At 66.2% G+C, this 21,212-nt stretch carries 17 protein-coding genes; 9 read left to right on the top strand and 8 right to left on the bottom strand.

Annotated elements, in window-relative coordinates; genetic code table 11:
* Window positions 1-66: 66 nt before the first annotated feature.
* Window positions 67-1,461: a sigma-54 dependent transcriptional regulator gene (locus BXE_RS16810; RefSeq protein ID WP_011489436.1), complete on the top strand. Its 1,395-nt coding sequence runs from the start codon at window positions 67-69 to the stop codon at window positions 1,459-1,461.
* Between the two features lie 249 nt (window positions 1,462-1,710).
* A complete protein-coding gene (locus tag BXE_RS16805; RefSeq protein WP_011489434.1) occupies window positions 1,711-2,682 on the top strand; it encodes a thymidylate synthase in 972 nt (323 codons plus the stop codon).
* A 113-nt stretch (window positions 2,683-2,795) separates the two neighbouring features.
* Here the strand turns inward: BXE_RS16805 and BXE_RS16800 are convergent, their stop codons facing one another.
* Entirely contained in the window at window positions 2,796-5,420 is a 2,625-nt protein-coding gene (locus BXE_RS16800) for a DUF6600 domain-containing protein (RefSeq protein ID WP_011489433.1), read from the bottom strand.
* Between the two features lie 207 nt (window positions 5,421-5,627).
* Window positions 5,628-6,341 (bottom strand): ArsR/SmtB family transcription factor, encoded by a 714-nt coding sequence (locus BXE_RS16795; RefSeq protein ID WP_011489432.1) that lies wholly within the window; start codon window positions 6,339-6,341, stop codon window positions 5,628-5,630.
* Between the two features lie 251 nt (window positions 6,342-6,592).
* Between BXE_RS16795 and BXE_RS46575 the strand changes: the two genes are divergently transcribed.
* The 4 genes from BXE_RS46575 to BXE_RS16780 all read left to right on the top strand — a co-directional run bounded on the left by BXE_RS46575 (window position 6,593) and on the right by BXE_RS16780 (window position 9,971).
* Window positions 6,593-6,736: a hypothetical protein gene (locus BXE_RS46575; RefSeq protein WP_011489431.1), complete on the top strand. Its 144-nt coding sequence runs from the start codon at window positions 6,593-6,595 to the stop codon at window positions 6,734-6,736.
* A gap of 188 nt (window positions 6,737-6,924) precedes the next feature.
* Window positions 6,925-8,181 carry an MFS transporter gene (locus tag BXE_RS16790; RefSeq protein WP_011489430.1) on the top strand — a complete coding sequence of 419 codons (1,257 nt, stop codon included), beginning with the start codon at window positions 6,925-6,927 and terminating at the stop codon, window positions 8,179-8,181.
* Entirely contained in the window at window positions 8,181-9,308 is a 1,128-nt protein-coding gene (locus BXE_RS16785) for a GlxA family transcriptional regulator (protein ID WP_011489429.1), read from the top strand. The genes BXE_RS16790 and BXE_RS16785 overlap by 1 nt, the downstream gene beginning before the upstream one ends.
* Before the next feature lie 156 nt (window positions 9,309-9,464).
* On the top strand, window positions 9,465-9,971 hold the full coding sequence (locus tag BXE_RS16780) for an acyl-CoA thioesterase (protein ID WP_011489428.1): 507 nt from the start codon (window positions 9,465-9,467) through the stop codon (window positions 9,969-9,971).
* Between the two features lie 149 nt (window positions 9,972-10,120).
* Here the strand turns inward: BXE_RS16780 and fumC are convergent, their stop codons facing one another.
* The 5 genes from fumC to BXE_RS16755 form a co-directional block, all read right to left on the bottom strand.
* Entirely contained in the window at window positions 10,121-11,521 is a 1,401-nt protein-coding gene (gene fumC, locus BXE_RS16775; protein WP_011489427.1) for a class II fumarate hydratase, read from the bottom strand.
* 14 nt (window positions 11,522-11,535) lie between these two features.
* Window positions 11,536-13,212: a phospholipase D family protein gene (locus BXE_RS16770; RefSeq protein ID WP_011489426.1), complete on the bottom strand. Its 1,677-nt coding sequence runs from the start codon at window positions 13,210-13,212 to the stop codon at window positions 11,536-11,538.
* Window positions 13,213-13,415: 203 nt separating this feature from the next.
* Complete coding sequence (locus tag BXE_RS16765) at window positions 13,416-14,375, bottom strand: ketopantoate/pantoate/pantothenate transporter PanS (RefSeq protein WP_011489425.1); 960 nt, start codon at window positions 14,373-14,375, stop codon at window positions 13,416-13,418.
* Window positions 14,376-14,716: 341 nt separating this feature from the next.
* The gene (locus tag BXE_RS16760) at window positions 14,717-16,129 is read right to left on the bottom strand and encodes an MATE family efflux transporter (protein WP_011489424.1); all 1,413 of its coding nucleotides are present in this window, start codon (window positions 16,127-16,129) and stop codon (window positions 14,717-14,719) included.
* 260 nt (window positions 16,130-16,389) lie between these two features.
* Window positions 16,390-16,608 carry an RNA-binding S4 domain-containing protein gene (locus BXE_RS16755; RefSeq protein ID WP_011489423.1) on the bottom strand — a complete coding sequence of 73 codons (219 nt, stop codon included), beginning with the start codon at window positions 16,606-16,608 and terminating at the stop codon, window positions 16,390-16,392.
* Window positions 16,609-16,935: 327 nt separating this feature from the next.
* Between BXE_RS16755 and BXE_RS16750 the strand changes: the two genes are divergently transcribed.
* From BXE_RS16750 to BXE_RS16740, 3 genes are all read left to right on the top strand, one after another.
* A complete protein-coding gene (locus BXE_RS16750; RefSeq protein ID WP_011489422.1) occupies window positions 16,936-17,388 on the top strand; it encodes a hypothetical protein in 453 nt (150 codons plus the stop codon).
* A 94-nt stretch (window positions 17,389-17,482) separates the two neighbouring features.
* On the top strand, window positions 17,483-17,746 hold the full coding sequence (locus BXE_RS16745) for a hypothetical protein (RefSeq protein ID WP_011489421.1): 264 nt from the start codon (window positions 17,483-17,485) through the stop codon (window positions 17,744-17,746).
* 239 nt (window positions 17,747-17,985) lie between these two features.
* Entirely contained in the window at window positions 17,986-20,112 is a 2,127-nt protein-coding gene (locus tag BXE_RS16740; protein ID WP_011489420.1) for an ATP-dependent helicase, read from the top strand.
* A 96-nt stretch (window positions 20,113-20,208) separates the two neighbouring features.
* Here the strand turns inward: BXE_RS16740 and BXE_RS16735 are convergent, their stop codons facing one another.
* Entirely contained in the window at window positions 20,209-20,985 is a 777-nt protein-coding gene (locus tag BXE_RS16735; RefSeq protein ID WP_011489419.1) for a DUF4088 family protein, read from the bottom strand.
* Window positions 20,986-21,212: the final 227 nt, after the last annotated feature.

Below are 21,212 nucleotides of genomic sequence, written 5' to 3'. Positions count from 1 at the left end.
GCGTGTCTGAACTCGGTTCAGGTGCGTGCGTCATCCTTAACGTTCGTTGACGAGAGGATCTGAATAATGGAACCCGCAACGCGACAACTGATTTACGTTTCGCGCGATCCCAGCGCGGAGCTGAATATCCGGTTTCATCAGCGCGGCTGGCACGTCGAAGTCGTGGGGTCGGCGCGCGACGTGCGCCGGGCTGTTCGCGCCGGCATGGCGGCGGGCGGTTTGCTTGATCTGTCTAGCGATTTTCAGCCACACGAAATCGCTGCCTTCGAATCGTGCCTGACCATGCCGAATGTCGGCTGGGTTGCGGCAACCATGCCTGGTCAACTGCAGGACGCCGCCTTGCGCCGGCTCGTGCGCGACTATTGTTTCGATTATGTGACGGTGCCGTATTCGGGCGACAGGATCGTCGACTCGGTGGGTCATGCATACGGCATGATTTCATTGGGTGAACCGGCTTCCAACGACGCCTCGCAAGGCGCCGAAGGCGAAATGGTCGGCTCGTGCGACGCCATGCTCGCGCTGTTCCGCTCGATCCGCAAAGTGGCGATGACCGACGCGCCGGTGTTCATCTCGGGCGAATCGGGCACCGGCAAGGAACTGACCGCGGTGGCGATTCACGAACGCTCCGCGCGGCGCAACGCGCCTTTTGTGCCGATCAACTGCGGCGCGATTCCGCCGCATCTTCTGCAATCCGAATTATTCGGCTACGAGCGCGGCGCGTTCACCGGCGCCAATCAGCGCAAGATCGGCCGGGTGGAAGCGGCCAACGGCGGCACGCTGTTTCTCGACGAAATCGGCGACCTGCCGCTCGAAAGCCAGGCGAGCCTGCTGCGCTTTCTGCAGGAACGCAAAGTGGAGCGGCTGGGAGGGCATGGCGCGATCGACGTCGACGTGCGCATCATTTCGGCCACCCACGTGGATATGACCGCGGCGATGATCGAAGGGCGTTTCCGTTCCGACCTGTATCACCGCTTATGCGTGCTGCAGATCGACGAACCGCCGCTGCGCGCACGTGGTAAGGATATCGAACTGCTTGCCCGGCACATGCTCGAACGTTTCAAGAAGGATGCAAGCCGCCGCTTGCGCGGCTTCGCGCCGGATGCGATCGCGGCACTGCATAACTACGGCTGGCCGGGCAATGTGCGCGAGCTGATCAACCGGGTGCGGCGCGCTATCGTGATGTCGGAAGGGCGCGCGATCACGGCACGCGATCTGGAGCTCGCCGAATACGTGGAGATCGTGCCTGTGTCGCTCGCGCAGGCGCGCGAAGCGGCCGAACGGCAGGCGATCGAACTGGCGCTGCTGCGTCACCGCGGGCGTCTCGGCGACGCCGCGCAGGAGCTCGGCATCTCGCGCGTCACGCTGTACCGGCTGCTGTGCTCGCACGGCATGCGGCATATGGAAGGCGAGCCGCTCGCTACGCCGCACGGCGACTTGCCGGCTTCGGTGCCGCATCTGTAATCGTTTGGCAGGCCGCGTGGTTCCAGCAGGCTCGCAAAACGGTTTCAGGGATGGTTCAGGGCGCGGTGGCCGTGCCGTGACCGGCTGCGCGTTGCCCGCGCGCAGCCGGCGTTCACCCTTTCCCGCGATATTTCCGATGCCGCGCGCCATGACCGGGCGCCGTCCGGCCGCGCTGTTAAAATCGGGTTTTCCGCTCAATCTCCGTGGCGCCCGGATCTACCCGGCGGGCGCCGCGTCGAAGGAACCCGAATGAAACAATACCTCGACCTCGTCCGCACGATTCTCGACACCGGCACGTGGCAGGAGAACCGCACCGGCATCCGCACCATCAGCATGCCGGGCGCCATGTTGCGCTTCGACCTTCAGCAAGGCTTTCCCGCGGTCACCACGAAAAAGCTGGCGTTCAGATCGGCGGTGGGCGAACTGATCGGGTTTCTGCGCGCCTCGCGCAGCGCCGCGGATTTCCGCGACCTCGGCTGCAAGGTGTGGGACGCCAACGCCAACCAGAATCCGCAGTGGCTCGCCAATCCCTATCGCGAGGGGCCGGACGATCTCGGCGACGTCTACGGCGTGCAATGGCGCCAGTGGCCCGCCTACAAGGTGTTGAACGCAGACGCGAGCGCGCAGCTTGGCGACGCGACTGCACGCGGCTTCCGGGTGGTGACGGGATTCGAAGAAGACGGCAGCCGCAAAGTGCTGCTGTACAAGGCGATCGACCAGTTGCGCCAGTGTCTGGACACCATCATGCAGAACCCGGCGGACCGCCGCATTCTGTTTCACGCGTGGAACCCCGCCGTGCTGGATCAGATCGCGCTGCCCGCTTGCCACCTGCTTTATCAGTTCGTGCCGAACGCGGTGCGCAAGGAAATTTCGCTGTGCCTGTACATCCGCAGCAACGACGTCGGGCTCGGCACGCCGTTCAATCTGACCGAGGGCGCGGCGTTGCTGCACCTGGTCGGTCGTCTGACGGGTTATACGCCGCGCTGGTTCACGTATTTCATCGGCGACGCGCACATCTACGAGAACCAGCTCGACATGCTGCAGCAGCAACTCAAGCGCGAGCCCTATGAAAGTCCGGCTTTCGCGATTTCCGACCGCGTGCCGGAGTATGCGAAAACCGGCGTGTACGAGCCGGAATGGCTCGAAAAGATCGAGCCGGCGGATTTCTCGCTGGTCGGCTACCGGCATCACGAGCCGCTCACGGCGCCGATGGCCGTTTGAGCGCCGGCTGCCGGGCTGCCCGGTCCGTATGGTCAAAAACCCCCGCGATGCGAATCGCGGGGGTTTTTTTCATGCATGCCTGCATACCTGCATACCTCGACGCAACGACGCACTCAGCCTTTGTGATGTTCGTCGCGATTGCCGCCGCCCGAATGCTGTTCGGCATGCTGCGGCTGCGCCTGAGGATGCGGCTGCTGCACCTGCTGCGGACGAGCTTCCTGGCGCGGCTGCTGTTGCGGTTGCGGTTGCGGATGAAACTCCGGCCGGGGTTGCTGCTGCGCCTGCTGCTGACGCGGTTGCGGCGCCGGCTGCGGATGGAATTCCGGCCGAGGCTGTTGCTGCGCCTGTTGCTGACGCGGCTCAGGACGTGGTTCTTGATGCGGCTGCTGCATGGGCTGCGGATGAAATTCCTGACGCGGTTGCTGCTGCGCCTGGACTTCTGCTGCACGTGGCGCCTGCGGCTCGGGCTGATGTTGCACTTGGGGTTGCACCTGGGCCTGCGGTTGTGACCGCTGCTGCGGCTGCGGATGAAACTCCTGCTGCCGCGCCTGCTGTTGCTGCTGCATCGCCGTGTTTTCCGCGGGGTGCGGCGCGCCGTGCTGCTGCGCCACCTCGGGCTCTCTTGTCTGCGGCTGTACGCCAGGCTGCGGCGCAAGATCTCGTCGTCCTGCCTGTTGTTGTGGGCCGCCGTGCTGCGGCGCCTGCTGAGCCATCGGTGTGTGCGGCTGCGTCCAGGCCTGCTCGTGGCGTTCGTTGACGCCCGGCGGTTGACCGGCCTGCTGCTGGCCGGCCTGCTGCGGCGTACCGCGCTGCTGCGGCGTCAGTGCTGCCGGATTGCCGCCATACGCTTGCGGCGGACGCGGCACCCCGTTCGAAGGATGCCCCATCTGACCGACCTGTTCACGCTGGTTGGCCGCTTGTGGCGGCACGCCTGGCCGCGCTTGCGGCTCTCCGCCATGCAGTGCTTCCCCCGGCCGCTGCGGCGCCTGTCCCGCCTGCTGCATTCTGCCCGGCCCGCCCGGCCCGCCCGGCCCGCCCGGCCCGCCCGGCGCACCCGCCGCGATGCCGGGCGCACGTCCCGCGATATGCGACTGCACGACCCGCACGTTCTGCACCGGCAGCGCGCTCGGGCCACCCGCCATATGCGCCGGCACCGAAGTCCGCACGATAGGCTGACCGGCGCCCGGCACGCGTCCGCCGCTTTGCGCGAAACGTTGCGCGAGACTGTCGTGGTAAGCCGCCGGCATCGCGGGACTGCGCGTCGCCACCACCGGACGGGCCATCACGGCCGCAGGCGGCCGGTAATTCGCGTTGCGCAAGCCCGGCCCGAAGCTCTCCCGTACCGGCGCGATTCCCGGGCCGCCCGGGTTGATCTGCGCGTTGCGCCATTGCCGCGGGTCGACTTTCTGGGCGAAGCGGCCGACCGGCTGGCCGTGCACGAAGGCCGTCGCCGGCACTGCGGTCACGCCGCCCGGCGCGCGGTAGTTGATATACGTGTTGTGAATGTTGGTCACATTCACATTGCGGTTGTAGTTGTTGACGATCGTCGTCTGGTTCACGCGGTTGTAATAATCGGGACTCCAGTGATCGTGACCGCCCCAGTGCGGATGCCACGGCTCGCCCGGGCCGAGCGGGAACCACGCGACGCCGGCCGCGACAGCTCCGCCGATCGCCAGATCCACGCCCCAGTTCACACCGCCGCCACCACCGCCCACGAAGGCGACGAGGGCCGGCGCGTAGACAGGCGGCTCGCTGACCGCGACCGGTCCCGGTATCCATGCCCACGCGTCGTCCACCTGAGCCCAGCGGCCGTAATGGTAGGGCGCGAAGCCCCACGGCGCGTCGTCGACCCAGGTCCAGCCCCACGGCGCCTGCCATACCCAGTGGCCGTCGCGATACGGCGCCCAGCCGGCAGGCGTCGCGCGCGGCACCCACACTTCGCCGTACTGCGGCGTGCTGCGCCACGTGCCGTTGGCGTCGAGATCCTGGTAGCCGGGAATGTCGCGCGACACGTAGCGAGCCGACACCGAGCGGTCTTCGGCGGCGTCGCGGCTTGCGGCCCACTGGTCGAAGCCGTCGAGGCCGGGTGCGCCGTTGTCGGCCAGTTGCTGCAGGTTGGTGCCGCCGAAGCGGATCTGCTGGCCGGCCGCGACCGGCACCTCGCCGCTGTCGCCGTATACCGTCGCGTTGCCGCTGCGCACGGTGACGGTGGTGCTGCTGCCGTCCGGCGCGACGTCGACGCGATAGTCGCCCGGCCCGTTCAGGCCGAGCGCGAGATTCGGCGTGTCGATTTCATACGACGAGCCCGGCGGGAGTTCGCGCACGCGCGCTGACAAAGTGCCTTGGGCGACCTTGAGCTGCGCGCTGCTGTCGTCGAGATTCAGCAGATCGAGGCTGGTGGACGGGCCGAGGCGCACCGCGGTCGAGCCGATGTGCAGCTCCGAGCGGGCGTTCTGATCGTTCCACAACTGGTCGCCGGTGGTGAGCGGCCGATTGATCTGCGCATACGACCAGTCGGTGGCGCCGGCGGGTTCCGTGGTCACGGCGCCCGCCGTGTAGTTCAGGCGCGCGACGCGGCCGGGTGGATCGGTATTCTGCGTGGCGGCGGCATTCTGTGGCGCCTCCCCGATTTCCTGCGCCACGGTGGCCTGGGCCGCGAACAGGAACGCGGCGGCTGCGATCAGCGTATAGCCGGTGACCCGGCGGCTCGAATGGTGGTGTGGGGTGACTGTTCTCATGATTTATCTCCGACGGATGCGGCATCTTGCTGCATCCGTCCAGCCACTGTACCTGCGGCGTTTGTTTCAAGGCCCCCACTTTTGTAAGGCTCCCTGGCGAGCGTGTAACAAAAGGTCTCAATAAGGGTCCCGATCAGAGTATCGACAAGCCGATTCGCAAGCCGATCGGGAGTGTCCCGGACATGGCGTCAGGCTGCGAAGCAGACATCAGGCGGCCAGAAACGCATCGAAATGACGATGCCCGGCTGGCGTAACGCGCAGGATTCGCGGCCGCTCCGTGCGCTCGACCCAACCGTGCGCCGACCATGAGTCGAGCAGCGCCGCGCCGAGTGCGCCGCCCAGGTGCGGACGCCGTTCGCTCCAGTCGGGGCAGGTGCACGCAAAGCGGCGCCGCCGGCTTTTCTGCGCCGACATGTCGATGCCCCAGCCGGCGAAGCGGGCGGCGCCCTCGGCGGTGGCTTCGAGTGACGTGCCGTGCAGCGTCAGCAGCCCGCCTCCGATCAGCCGCTCGAACACGCGCACCGACAACTCGCCCGCCATATGGTCGTAGCAGGTGCGCGCGTAGCGCATGTCCAGCGGCACGGTGCGCACGGGGCGCGGAACGGAACGCTGCGGCGCGCTGACCTGCGCGACGTTGGCGAGCGCTTCGATCGAGGCGGCGATGTCGGGCGACGCAATCCGGAAATAGCGATGCCGGCCGCGCACTTCGAGCGCGAGCAGGCCGCCGTCGGTCAGGCGCGCGAGATGGGCGCTGGCCGCCGACGGCGAAAGCCCGGCGATCATCGTCAGCTCGCCGGCCGGGCGGGCGCTGCCGTCCATCAGCGCCCATAGCATCGCGGTGCGGCCGGGATCGGCGAGCAGCGCGCCGATGCGGCTCAGGCCGGGGAAATGGTTCTGCTCGTCTGCGAGGGTGGCGGTCATCTGACGTCTCCGGAAGTGGCGCGAACAAGGCGCCATGCAAGCCCACTGTATCGGGCTGCGCGATTCGATGTTTCAGCTTGGCGTGAACTGTCGGATGCTGCGGTGACGAAAACCGGGCAGGTGCACTGAGCCCGGCCCGGACGGTAGACGTGCCGAGCCCACAGGGACGGTGGGCGCTCCTGCCCGCGCTTCGGTGCCGCGCAGGCCCGCCAGGCTAGAATCGAAGTCTGTCTTTGCAGGAACACGTTGTCATGAAAACTCTTCTTGCCGTCGTCGCCGCGGCCCTGCTGTTCGGCGCCTGTGCGCAGGGCGGCGCCGGCTCGGGCTCGGGCGCGGGCACCGGCAGCATCACGATGTACGGCACGATCGACGAAGGCATTACCGTCCGCAAATAGGCGGCTGGCAGCACAGGGACAACCGCGGAATCAGCAAGCACCGCGGCGGCCCAAGCATAGAACAACCGCGGGACCACGCCGCCGGACAACCACGGCACATGGCAGAAATTGATGCATCATTGGCATCTCTGCCATCGGCGCCCATGTGACGATCGGGGCATTGCACTTCCGCCGCCCGGAATCTATCGATGCCGCCGTCCGCCGCTTCCGCCGTTCCCGCCCATTCCATCGGCCCGCACGAAGCCGACCCGCACGGCCGACGCGCCGCGCGCGTGCTGGCCGTGTGCCAGGCGCTGTACACCTCATCGGTATCGATCGATCTGACGTTGACCGGCCTCGTCGGCTACACGCTCGCCGACGACAAGGCGCTCGCGACGCTGCCGTTCTCGCTGATCACCGTCGCCGCCGCGCTGACGACGATCTTCGCGTCGTTTCTGATGGCGCGCATCGGCCGGCGGGTGGGTTTCGTGCTCGGCGCGGGCGTCGGTGCGCTCGGCGGCGCCGTTTCCGTGTGGGCGATCTTTCACCAGAGTTTCTGGGTTTTCTGCGCGGGCACGGCGACGGTCGGCGTCTTTCAGGCGTTCGCGCAGTACTACCGGCTGGCCGCCGCCGACGCGGTCGGCACGGAAGGAAAGAGCCGCGCGATTTCCACGGTGCTGGCGGGCGGCGTGGTGGCGGCCATCTGCGGGCCGCTCCTTGCCGCATGGAGCAAGGACTGGCTGGCGCCGGTCGCGTTCGCGGGTTCATATGCGCTCGTGACGGGCTTCGGGCTCGTGTCGGTTGCCTTGCTGGCGCTGCTGTATCGCGACGCGGCGCCGGCTGTTGGCACGGCGGCGCGCCACGACGCGGCGCGGCCGCTCGGCGAAATCGTGCGGCAGCCGATCTTTGCGGCGGCGCTCGCCAACAATGCGCTCGGCTACGCCGTGATGATGTTCGTGATGACCGCCACGCCGATCGCCGCGGTCGCTTGCGGCCACACAATTGGCGACGGCGCGGCGATCATCCAGTGGCACCTGGTCGGCATGTTTGCGCCGTCGCTGTTTTCCGCGCGCCTGATCAAACGCTTTGGCGTGCTGCCGGTGATCGGCGTGGGCATTGCGCTGTCGGCGGCGTGCGGCGTACTTGCGCTGCGTTCGACCGATCTGCCGCATTTCTACGCGGCGCTCGCCTGTCTCGGCGTGGGCTGGAATTTCATGTTCGTCGGCGGCTCGACGCTGCTCGCGCAATCGTACCGGCCGTCGGAACGCGCGAAGACGCAGGCGGCCAGCGAATTCACGACCTTTGCGTTTTCCGCGTTGGGTTCTTTGTTTGCGGGTCAATTGCTGGCGCGCTTCGGCTGGGCGACGATCAACGCCGCGATATTTCCGCTGCTCGGGGCGGCGGCGCTCGCCACGCTGGGCTATGCGTGGTCGCGCAAGCGGCAGGTAATGGAGGAAGTGTCCTGATGGCAGCGCGTCATATTGTTTTTGCGGTTGCGCCGGATCTGGTGCTGCTCGACGCATGCGGGCCGCTGGAGGCGTTCTGGCGTGCGGAGTTGACTGTCGCCGGGATGGCCGGCGCCACCGCCCGTGGCGTGAACGATGCCGAACAGGCGAGCGCCAGCCAACCGGCCAACGCCGCTGCTTCGGCCGGCAGCCTGGCGCAACCCGTGGCCTACCGCACGACGGTCGCCTCGATCGACGGCGGCATACTGCAAACTTTTCCCGGCCTGCCGATCGTCACCGAGCGGCTCGATTCGCTGGACGATCAGCCGATCGATACGCTGATCATCCCCGGCGTCCCGGTCGACGAACACTGCACGCTGCAACCGGAACTCGTCGCCTGGATCAGACGCCATGCGCCGCGGGCGCGGCGGGTGTGCTCGGTGTGCACCGGCGCGTTCTATCTGGCGGCGGCCGGGCTGCTCGACGGCCGCCGCGCCACCACGCACTGGCGCGATGCTCCGCAGCTCGCGCGCCACTTTCCCAACGTCCAGGTGGACGCCGACCCGATCTTTATCCGCGATGTGGGGCGCGGCGCAGGCGAGCGTGTGGTCTGGACCTCGGCGGGCGTGACGGCGGGCATCGATCTGGCGCTGGCGCTGATCGAGGAGGACCTCGGCCACGCGGTCGCCATGCAGGCGGCGCGGCGGCTGGTGGTGTTCATGAAGCGGCCGGGCGGGCAATCGCAGTACAGCGCGGCGCTGGCGGCGCAGGCCTCGGCGGACGGTCCGTTCGAGGCCCTGCATAGCTGGATGGCGGCGCATTTGCGCGACGACCTGTCAGTCGAACGCCTCGCCGAGCGAACCCGGATGAGTCCGCGAACTTTTGCACGGCGCTATGTCGACGAGGTCGGCCGCACGCCGGCCAGAACCGTCGCAGCGTTGCGGCTGGAAGCGGCCTCGCGGGCGCTCGCCGAATCGCGCCGGCCGCTCAAGCGGATTGCGCTCGACTGTGGCTTTGGCAGCGAACAGAATCTGCGGCGGGCGTTTTTGCGGCGTTTCGGCGTGCTGCCGCTCGATTATCGGGAGCGCTTCATGTCGGCGGCCGCCTCGCCCGGCGAGACCGCGTGCGAGTTCGCCGAGGCGAACTGACCGCGGACGTCATGGACGCCGGACAAGCGCGCCTCGTCAATAAGCCCGGGCGCAGTTTCGCCGGATTTCACCACACGCTGCATTGCGCCGCGCCGAGGTCAATATTGCGCTCGTATAATCGCCTCCTTTCAATGCATCCGATTGACCGGAGTCAAGATGAGCACCCCTTCCGCAGCGCCGCTGGATCGTTCCGAAACCACTTTCCGCTTTCTCGCCGAACCGACTTCGGTCAACTTCGGCGGCAAGGTGCATGGCGGCGCGTTGATGAAGTGGATCGACGAGACCGCGTATGCGTGTTCGGCGGTATGGTCGGGGCGCTATTGCGTGACGGTCAGCGTGGGCAATATCCGCTTTCGCCGGCCGATTCTGGTCGGCAACCTGGTCGAGTTGCGCGCGCGGGTCGTGGCGACGGGCCGCACCAGCATGCACATTCACGTGTCGGTGCAAGCGGGTGATCCGAAGGGCGGCGAGCTGCTGCAAACCACGGACTGTCTGATCGTGATGGTCGCCGTCAACGAGAACGGTCAGCCCGTGCCCGTGCCGGCCTTCGTGCCGGAGACGGACGAACAGAAACGCCTCGCCAAATACGCGATCGACGTGAAGGAAGCGCTCGACGCGATCGTCGAACTGAAGCCGGAAGAAGTGGCGCAGGGGAAGGTTTAAGCGGCGCCCGAAGGCGCCGTTCGCCGGGCCGCGCGAATACCGTGATTGGGTTCGCGCGGCCGGCAGTGCTTCAAGTCACGTTGGGCGGCCCGAAACACCTTGGCCTTGCTGCTTGATCTTGCCGCCCTTCATGCGGTTGAGGCGGCCGCTCACGCCGCCGGATGCCCGACCATGTCTTTCGGGCGCACCCATTCGTCGAACTGCTGCTCGGTGACGAAGCCGAGCGCAAGCGCCGACGCCTTCAGCGTGGTGCCTTCCTTGTGAGCCTTCTTGGCGATCTTCGCGGCCTTGTCGTAGCCGATATGCGGATTGAGCGCCGTCACCAGCATCAGCGATTCGTTGAGCAGGGTATCGATGCGCTCGTGATTCGCCTCGATGCCGACCGCGCAGTTGTCGTTGAAACTGTGCGCGCCGTCGGCCAGCAGACGGACCGATTGCAGCACGTTGTGCGCGATCATCGGCCGGAACACGTTCAGCTCGAAATTGCCGCTCGCGCCGCCGATATTCACCGCGACGTCGTTGCCGAACACCTGCGCGCAGAGCATTGTCAGCGCTTCGGACTGGGTCGGATTGACCTTGCCCGGCATGATGGAGCTGCCCGGCTCGTTCTCCGGAATCGACAGTTCGCCGAGACCGCAGCGCGGGCCGCTGGCCAGCCAGCGGATGTCGTTGGCGATCTTGTTCAGGCTCGCCGCCACCGTCTTCAACGCGCCATGCGCGAATACCAGTGCGTCGGCCGCGGCCATCACTTCGAATTTGTTCGGCGCCGAGACGAACGGCAAGCCGGTCAGTTTGCCGATCGCCGCCGCCACCTTGCCGGCGAACTGCGGATGCGCGTTCAAACCGGTGCCGACCGCGGTGCCGCCCTGCGCGAGTTCGTACAGATGCGGCAGCGCCGATTCGACGTGACGAATGCCCTGGTCGAGTTGGGCGACGTAGCCCGAAAACTCCTGGCCGAGCGTGAGCGGCGTGGCGTCCTGCAAATGCGTGCGGCCGATCTTGACGATGTCGACGAAGGCTTTTGCCTTGCCGTCGAGCGTATCGCGCAGCGTCTTCAGCGCCGGCAGCAGATGCTTGACGATCGCATAGGCCGCGGCCACGTGCATGGCGGTCGGGAACACGTCGTTGGACGACTGGCCGCGATTCACGTCGTCGTTCGGATGCACCTTGCGCGCTTCGCCGCGCTCGCCGCCGAGCAGCTCGCTCGCGCGATTCGCGATCACCTCGTTGAGGTTCATGTTGGTCTGCGTGCCGGAGCCGGTCTGCCAGACGGCAAGCGGAAATTCATCCGGGTGCTTGCCGGCGATGATCTCGTCGGCGGCCTCGATGATCGCCTTCGCCTTGCTTTCGTCGAGCACGCCGAGGCCCAGGTTGACTTCGGCGGCGGCGCGCTTGATGACGGCCAGCGCGGTGATGAGTTCGGGCGATTGCTTCTCGGTGGAGATGCGGAAATTCTGTAGCGAGCGCTGGGTTTGCGCGCCCCATAGACGAGCGTTCGGCACGGCGATTTCGCCGAACGTGTCACGCTCCATTCGTACGTCTTCAGTCATGTTCAACTCCGCTTTCAAAGTTCTGCGTTGACGGGCAATAGGGAGAATAGACCGGTTAGCGCATTCCGGTACAAACCGGCCTGCGGATCGAAGATGTAGGTGCGGCGCGTGCCGTTTTCGACGTCGGTCCACACGAGCGGGGAGAGCGGCGCGCCGATCGAGCGCAGATAGGCGAGCTGCGCGCCGTCCGCAAGCGTGACGCGATAGCTTTCATCCGGCGCCGTGGCGCGGTCGAAGATTTGCGCGACCTGTTCGGCGAGCGGCGGGCTGTGGATCACCAGCGCCAGTTCGGTGTTCAGATTGGCCGAACGCGGGTCGAGGTTCATCGAGCCGATCACCAGAATCTTCCGGTCGATCACATACGTCTTCGCATGCAGGCTGGCGCGCGAACGCGAGCCCGTAAAGCCGACGCGCGGCATGTGCTGCTCCGGCTTGAATTCGTATAACTCGACGCCCTGTTGCAGCAGCGGCACGCGAAACGGATTGTAGCCAGCCTGCACCGCGACCGCGTCGGTGGCCGCGAGCGAATTCGTCAGCACGGCAATGCGCACACCGCGATGCGTGAGTTCGCCGGCCGCCTTCACACCGGTTTCATGCGGCACGAAGTAAGGCGAAATGACGAGGAAGTCTTTCTGCGCGTCGCGCATCAATTCGCCGAGCCGCTGCATGGGCGGGCTCACGTAATCCGGCGACGGATGCACGATCTTCTCCGGCAGGTCCGCTTTGAACTCGGCCGGCGCCCACGTGAGACCGAGTTGATCTTTGGCGATCTGCGAGGCGAGCGGGGTGGCGTTCAGCGGCTTGGCGTTGTACGGATCGGCGTTGGTGCGCCAGTGCTGGCGCAACTCGTCGCGTGTCTGGTCCAGTTCCTTCGCGTCGAATTTCTGCTTGTTCAGCACGCGCAACGGATAGGCGATGCTGCTGTTCCAGTAGTCGTCGAAACTCGCGGAGATGTCGGCGGTGATCGGGCCGGCGGCCAGCACGTCGAGATCGCGGAACTGCAGCGTTTCGCTCGCGCTGAAGTACTCGTCGCCGAGATTGCGGCCACCCACGATCGCCAGCTGGTTGTCCGCGATCATCGCCTTGTTATGCATGCGGCGCGTGAAATGGCCGATCTGCGTGAACACGTTCGTGGTGCGTTCGAACAGGCCTTGCTGCGCACTGCCGAACGGATTGAACACGCGAATCTCGATGTTCTCGTGCGAGTTCAAGCCCGCCATCACGCGGTCGATGTCCTTGAAGTTGAGGTCGTCGACCAGCATGCGCACCCGCACGCCGTGATCGGCCGCATAAAGCGCGGCGCCGAGCAGCAGTTTGCCGGTGGTGTCCTCGTTGGCGATGTAGTACTGCATGTCGAGGGTTCGGGTCGCCGCGCGCGCGAGTGCAATGCGCATCTGCAACGCGTCGGTGCCGTTCGGCAGGAGCCGGAAACCGGATTGATCCGGATGCGCGGCTTCGACTGGCATGAGTGCGGTGCGAAGCGGTGTGGCTTCCGTGACGGGCAGTGCGTGAGTGACCTGACGCTCGAACGCGGTGGCGGGCGGCCTCGTGGCGCAGGCGGTCAAAAATGCCGTTGCGCAGCACAGCAGGAAGAAATGTCTCGTTGTGCCCCAGGCGAAACTACGCCGGGGTGTGCTGGACGCGCACTCATGTTGTAGTGCGGTCCGGTTCTGATCTTCATACGACGGCACGCTTTCCCCCTGGTTTGCGGACTTCTCATGGCGGCAGCGCGCGAATGGCTCACGCTGTCGAGGAATGCATTCTAAGGGGAATCATGCTGGCGGGTTTCGTTGTTCCGCCTGTTGATTGCTGGTTGCTCGCGTGATGCGGTACGCGGCGCAGCGCGACGCTATCAGGAAGCGAACACGCCGCGTATCACCGCGCGAAAATCCCGCTAGCCGCGTTCGGCGTTCAATACCTGTTCACTGTCCACATGCGTCGAGCCTTTCGCGGGACGCCCTGCCCAGTAGCCGGCGAGCAACGAGCCCGACAGGTTGTGCCACACCGAAAACAGCGCGCCCGGCAACGCCGCGATCGGCGTGAAATAGAGCTTGCCGAGCGTGGCCGCGAGGCCCGAGTTCTGCATGCCGACTTCGATGGCGAGCGTGCGGCACACGGCTTCGTCGAAGCCGAGGAGACGCCCGCCCCAATAGCCGCCGAGCAGGCCGATGCCGTTATGCAACACTACGCCCAGCATCACCACGAGGCCGACCGACGCGATGCTCTTCTGCGTGCCGCCCACCACCGCGCCGATGATCAGCACGATCGCGATCATCGAGATCAGCGGCAGAACCGGTTCGATCTTGCGCACCACCTTGCCGAACAGATGATTGACGATCAGGCCGACCACGATCGGCAACGCGACGATCTGCAGAATGCTCATCAGCATGCCGTGCACGTCGACGGCGATCGAGGCGTCCACGTAAAGACGCGTGAGCAGCGGCGTCGCGAATACGCCGACCAGCGTGGACAGCGCGCTGATCGTCACCGACAACGCAACGTCGCCGCGCGCCAGATAGATCATCACGTTCGACGCCGTGCCGCTTGCCACGCTGCCCACCAGCACCATGCCGGCGGTGAGATCGGGCGGCATGCGCAGCGCCCTGGCGATCACCCATGCGGCGAGCGGCATGACGAGATAGTGCAGCACGATGCCGGCGATCACCGGCGCGGGCCGCGTGAAGACGCGCTGGAAATCGGCCACGGAGAGCGTGACGCCCATCGCGAGCATGATGATGGTCAGCAGCGTGGTGACGTGCGGCGCTATGCCTGAGAACGAGGCGGGCGAGAAGTACGCCGCAATCGAAACGAGCACGGCCCAGAGCGGAAAAAGACGGGTGACGCGGGCAAGCATGACGGGTGATCCTTGTTATGTTTTATCGCGAGAAGCAGGGTCGATCGAGCGGCGCGCCACCGGCGGTGGCGTGCAGTCGGGGGTCTGCCGCGTGAGAGTGGCGAGCCGTGACGGCGGGTGGTGAACCTTCGGGCGGCGCAGGCAGCGCGGGCCTTCGTGAGGCGCGCAAGCAGGTTTTTCGGCGTGTGGGCGCGGGTGTGCGCGAGTGCGCCGAAATGCGTATTTTACTTTCGCAGCGAGTTTTCCGTGCGCCTATGGTTGCGCGTGCAACCATAGGCGCCGGGCCGGAACGGATTCGGCAGACGCCGCGCCCGGCGGCGGAAGGCGCTGTAAGCCCGGCTTCAGACGGATTTGGCCGGCTGCGCGCCGGGCTTCGCCGGCACGCGCCGCAGGCTCAGCTTGTGAAAGCGCAGCGTCATCAGCAGCGCGACGCTCGCGAGGCCGGCGGCGAGTCCCCACCACAAGCCGCGCGCGCCCAGGCCGAAGTGAAACGCCAGCGTGTAGCCGGTCGGAAAACCGATTACCCAGTAACCGAACGCGGCGGCGATCATCGGTACGCGGGTGTCTTTCAGGCCGCGCAGACAGCCTGAACCGACCGTCTGCAAGCCGTCGACGATCTGGAAGATCGCGGCCACGCCGAGCAGCGAACTCGCGAGCGCGACCGTGGCCGCGTTGGCCGGATCGTCGAGATGCAGATAGAGGCCGACGATCCAGTGCGGCGCGGCGATCAGCACGAGGCCCGACAGCGTCATGAAGCCGACGCCGAGCGCCAGCGCGACAAACCCCGCGTGGCGCGCGGCGAGCGGCTGGCCGGCGCCGGACCAGAAGCCGACTCGCACGTTGGCCGCCTGGCCGATCGCGAGCGGCACCATGAACGCCACGGAGGCGACGTTCAGCGCGATCTGATGCGCGGCCAGTTGCGACTCGCCGAGCAGGCCCACCATCAGGCCGGTGGCGAGAAAGAGCGTCGACTCGACGCCGTAGGTGATCGCGACCGGCCAGCCGATGCCGAACAGTTCGCCCATCAGCGGCACGTTCGGCCGGGTGGCGACGACGAAATGGCGATAGCGCGGTCGCAGGTGCAAGAGCGCCATCAGCACGAGCGCGCTCAGCCAGACGGTGATCGAGGTCGCGGCCGCCGAGCCGAGAAAACCGAGCCGCGGCAAACCATAGGCGCCGTGGATCAGCCCGTAGTTCAGAAAACCGTTCACCCCGACGCTCGCCAGCGAGACCCACAGCAGCCGTTTGGCCGCGCCGATCGCGGGCAGGAACGAGCGCATCAGGCCGACGCCGACCAGGCTGCCGAGCGACCCCCAGCGCAGCACCGCCGCGTACTCGCCGACGTTGTGCGCGAGCAGGGCGGGCTCGCCGAAAGCGAGCAGGATCGGCGTGGCGAACGAGAGCAGGAAGAACGCCGGCACCGACAGCAGCACGGACAGCACGAAGCCGGTCCAGTAGATGTGCGGCACGCGGCCCTCGTCCGCGGCGCCGCGCGCGTGCGACACGCTCACGCTTACCGAGGTCAGCACGCCTTGCAGCAGCGTGACCACCACGAAAAACAGGTTCGCGCCGAGGCCGCCGGCTGCGAGTGCGTCGGGGCCGAGCGAGCCGAGCAGGATCGTGTCGGTGACACCCATCGCCATTTGAGAGAGTTGCGCGATGGCGAGCGGCGCGGCGAGCCGGGCGGTGTCCGCCGCGTGGCGGGTCAGGGTTGGCGGCCTTGCGGCCGCCCGGGTGAAGCCGGATTGAGTCATGGAACGCCTGGCGGCGGAAGTGGCGACGAGCGAACGACTGGCGCGACAGCCGGCGCGGCATGCGCGCGGGCGGTGGCGAAGGCGGCGGCTCGGTGAGCCCTGGCGAAAGCACGGGGCAACCGCCAGCCGGATGTGTCAGCCGGTTGTTTATCTATCGGAACTGACAGCTTATTGCGTGGGCGCCGCGCTGTCGATGGACGAAGCACGATTTTGGTGCGTGCGGGCCTCCGGTTTCCCGGAGTTGCGTGGCGGCCTGCCGGTTAAGCCTCGTGGACCGCAATCCGCGTATCGCCGAGCAGCACGACCTGGCCCGCGCGGATTTTGCAGGTTTTACGCGTTTCGACCCGGCCGTCGACGGTGACCGCTCCGTCCGCCACCATCATTTTTGCGGAGCCGCCACTGTCCGCAAGCCCGGTTATCTTCAGGAGATTGTGCAGTTCGACGTAGTCGCCGGTGAGCGTGAAATCAAGGTTGGGCATGGCGTTTGCGCCTTCAGGCAAAGGGTTCGCATGATAAGCCAGAAGCTTGCCCTGGATGAAGTTCGAGGTGCGCGCCGAACTCGCGTGCGCTTCGCGTGAGTATCTGCAAGCAGAGGTTATGCGTTTGTCAGAAAGTGAAACGTTGCGTAACACCGGTCGTAGGATTCGAACTTCACTCGTAAAGTGCAGGTCAGTGGGAAAGCCTGCTGAATTTATCTGGCAGCGAGTAGACCGGGCGAGGCGCGCAGAGTGCGCTCGCACAGCGGCTCAGGAATGCGCAGACCGGACAGGTCGCCCGCGTCACAACAACTTTAGAGAGGATTAGCCATGACCCAGATTCGTACGCTTCTGATCAGCACGGCCCTTAGCGCCGCCGCTTTCACGGCTACCGCCGCCGTCGCGCAGACCGCGCAACCGGCAGACGGCGCCAACGGCCAGCCGCAGGTCCAGATGCAAGGCGCCGACGTGGCGCCCGCCGCGCAGGGCGTGCAGCCGGTGACGCCGCCGCCCGCGCGCCTGACGGCGTCGGGTTCGACCGACCCGCTGGTGCAGAAGCGCGACGCCAATGCTCAGGCCAACGCCGAATATCGCGCGTCGAAGAAGGCATCCAAGGCGGACCTGAAGGCGCAGCAGAAGGCGGCCAAGTCGCAGTACAAGGAACAGGTACGCGGCGCCAAGATCAACCAGAAGGCGGACAAACAGGCCGCCAACAACGAAATGAAGATGGATATGCAAGGGCAGGCGGCCGACCAGTCGGACGGTGCTGACGTCAAGCATTGAGGCTAGCGGCAGGGCGGCGGTGTGATGGTTTGAATTATCGCCGCCGCGTTGATGGTCCGCCGGGTCCGCGCATCCCGTCTGATGGAGGTATCGCATGAGAATTACCCAATCCGTGAAGTCGAGGATCTGCGCCGCGCTGATTGCGGGTTGCCTCTCTTCTTTTGCCTTCGCGCAGGCTAGCGATCCGGCCGTGGCGCCGGTCACGCATGCCGACAAGAAGGCGGCCAAGGAGCAGTCGAAGGCGGACAAGAAGGCGTCCGTCGCGCAAGCCAAGGCCGACAGGAAGAAAACCGACGCGCAGGCTGACGCCGACAAGGCCAACGCCGACGCGAATGTGAAGGACGCGAAGAAGCAGTAGCAGGTTTTTGCGGTAGACAACGGGCAGCGAACGAACGGTTCCCGTTGTGGCTTTCAGATTGAAGAATGGCCCGTGCGCTTTCAATGTCACGGGCCATTTTTATTGCGCTCAAGAGACACACGGCAGGCTAAACCTTGCCGATGAAGCGCGGCCGAAAAAAAGGGTCGCTTGTCTGTGAGGGTTGTATGGATATACAGTATGCGTCGCCGTACTGAATCCACCCACCGCCCAAACCGATCGTGCTTCCCGTCGCCGAATCCCCGCCGTTCGATACCGCCGCCTGGCTGGCCAGGCTCAACGACGCGCAGCGCGAAGCCGTCGAATATGGCGCCGATACGCCCACGGCGCCGCCCGGCGCGCTGCTGGTGATCGCGGGCGCCGGCTCGGGCAAGACCAACACGCTCGCACACCGGGTCGCCAATCTGGTCGTGAACGGCGCCGATCCGCGCCGCATCCTGTTGCTGACCTTTTCGCGCCGCGCGGCGCTCGAAATGATTCGCCGCGTCACGCGCATCGCCGGCGCGGCGCTCGGCACGCGAGCCGCGCTCGCGCAAGGGCTGACGTGGTCGGGCACGTTCCATAGTGTCGGCGCGCGGCTGTTGCGCGAGTACGCGGACCTGATCGGCCTCGCGCCGGCCTTCACGATCAACGACCGCGAGGATTCCGCCGACCTGATGAACCTCGTGCGCCACGAACTCGGTTTGTCGGCGAAAGAGCGGCGTTTCCCGGCCAAGGGCACGTGTTTTGCCATTTACTCGCGCGTCGTGAACACCGGCGCGTCGCTCAGCCAGGTGCTCGACAAGGCGTTTCCCTGGTGCCGTGAATGGGAGGCGGATCTGCGCATGCTGTTCGCCGCTTACGTCGAGGCGAAGCAGAAACAGAGCGTGCTCGATTACGACGACCTGCTGCTTTACTGGTCGCTTATGGCCGCCGAGCCGGCCATCGCCGCTGACCTGTCAGCGCGTTTCGACCACGTGCTGGTGGACGAATATCAGGACACCAACCGGCTGCAGGCGTCGATCCTGCTCGCGCTGAAGCCAGACGGCCGCGGCCTGACCGTGGTCGGCGACGACGCCCAGTCGATCTATTCGTTTCGCGGCGCCACCGTGCGCAACATTCTCGATTTTCCCGCGCACTTCGATCCACCGGCCAGACAGGTCACGCTCGAACGCAATTACCGGTCCACCGCGCCGATTCTGGCTGCGTCGAATGCGGTGATCGAACTGGCCAGCGAGCGCTACACGAAGAATCTGTGGACCGACAAGGCGTCGGCACAACGCCCGCGTCTGGTGAGCGTCGCCGACGAGGCCGATCAGGCGCGCTACGTCGTCGAACAGGTGCTCGAGGCGCGCGAGCAGGGCATGAAGCTCAAGTCGCAGGCGGTGCTGTTTCGCGCCGCGCATCACAGCGCCGCGCTGGAGATCGAGCTGACCCGGCGCAACATTCCGTTCGTGAAGTTCGGCGGGTTGAAGTTTCTCGATTCGGTTCACGTGAAGGACGTGCTCGCCGTGCTGCGCTGGGCGGAAAATCCGCGCGATCGTGTGGCCGGGTTCCGCGTCGTGCAGTTGCTGCCGGGCGTCGGGCCGGCCACGGCGGCGAAGGTGCTCGACGAAATCGTCGCGCGCGCGGGCAGCGGCAATCCTGCCGACACGGCCGGCGGCGCGCTGGCCGCGTTCGCCGCGCCGGCTCGCGCGCAGGAAGACTGGCATCCGTTCGTCAAGCTGATGTCGAGCGTGTACGGGCGCCAGACGCCGTGGCCTGCCGAGTTCGAGATGGTGCGCCGCTGGTATGAGCCGCATCTCGAGCGCAACCACGAGGACGCGGCGATCCGTCATGCGGACGTGTTGCAGATGGAGAGCATCGCGGGCACGTATGCGTCGCGTGAACGCTTTCTGACCGAGTTGACGCTCGATCCGCCCGACGCCACCAGCGACGAATCCGGCGTGCCCCTGATCGACGAGGACTACCTGATCCTCTCCACGATCCATTCCGCGAAGGGCCAGGAGTGGCGCAACGTGTTCGTGCTGAACGGCGTGGACGGCTGCATTCCGTCCGATCTCGGCACCGGCAGCGAAGAGGAAATCGACGAGGAGCGCCGTCTGTTGTACGTGGCGATGACGCGCGCGAAAGAAGACCTGCATATCGTCGTGCCGCAGCGCTTTTACGTGCACAACCAGACGCATATGGGCGATCGTCACGTGTGGGCGTCGCGCACGCGCTTCATTCCCGCGCATCTGATGCCGCTGTTCGACGCCTATGCATGGCCGCGCGTGCCGGTTCCGAGCGCGCCCACGGCGGCGGGGCTGGCCGCGGCCGCGCAGGCGAAGATCGAGATCGCGGCGAAGCTCAGGAAGATGTGGGATTGAGGGCTGGGCGCCGGCGCCGTTCTGCTCTTCACGCGGCGCTGCGCGCCGACTGGTCGGCTACCGGTGACCCGGCGGCCGTTCCAAACGCCTTACTCTTCAGCGCGAATGGCGTTGTTGCTGTTGCTGTTGCTGTGGCGCCGGACGCGGCGGCACGAAGAAGTTGCGCAGCCAGGCCGCCATACGCGAGAACACGTCATACGGCTCTTCCACGAAAATCTCCGGCTTCAGCAAACGCAGGAATTCCATGATCTGCTGCGCTTCCTGCTTCTGGAACGAGCCGTGCGAAATCCCCAGCCGCAGCAGCCCCCGCAGTTCGCCGAGCTTTTCGCGCGCGGTGCTGCCCACGCTCGTTTCACACGCCACCTTGGCTTCGTAGACGCGCTGGCGCAATGATTCCACCAGCCGCCAGGCCGGCGTCTGCATGACTTCCTCGAGCGCCTGAATGTCCTGCGCCGCACTCTTGATCTGCGCCGCGAGCGGGTCGATCAGCGCGGCGTCGCCTTCCGCTTCCTTGACGATCGCCGCCGCCCACTCGCGACATTGTTTGGCCAGCTCTTCCGGGGTCCACTCCGAACGGGCCGCGAAGCCGAAACCGAATTCGCCCGCCTGCCGCATCAGGATCGCGACGACGTCCGGAAACTCCTTGTCGAGCGTGCGTTTGGCCCACGCGTACTGGCCACCCTGCAACATCCGCTGAACCGCGTGTTCGGTCAGCGGCACCATGTTGTCGAGCAGCTTGGCGCGCAAGAAATCCTCGAACGACGGCGTCGCGAACTGCGGATCGAGCTTCAGCGAGACCCGCAGAAAAGCTTCGAAATCCTTGCGCAGCGTCGCGATGGTCTCGTCTTTGAGCGTGAGGGTGATTTGACCCATGACATATCCCGTTTGGTCCTGCCGCGCGGCCTCGTCGCGCCGCCCGGCCGCGCGGGCCTTGGGAGACGCGGCGTTCAATGCCGGCGCGCTTGATTCCTGCCTGTTGCCGCGTAACAGCGGGATGTATCCCGACGAGCGGACCTCGACTGCATAACGGCGGATCTGGGGGAAACTTAAGGGTTATACCGGGTTCAGGCGCGCGCTTTAGAGGGAAGCGTCGCCCGGCA

The organism is Paraburkholderia xenovorans LB400 (assembly GCF_000013645.1).
GTDB classification, from domain to species: domain Bacteria; phylum Pseudomonadota; class Gammaproteobacteria; order Burkholderiales; family Burkholderiaceae; genus Paraburkholderia; species Paraburkholderia xenovorans.
This window is presented reverse-complemented; position numbering and strand designations above follow the sequence as displayed.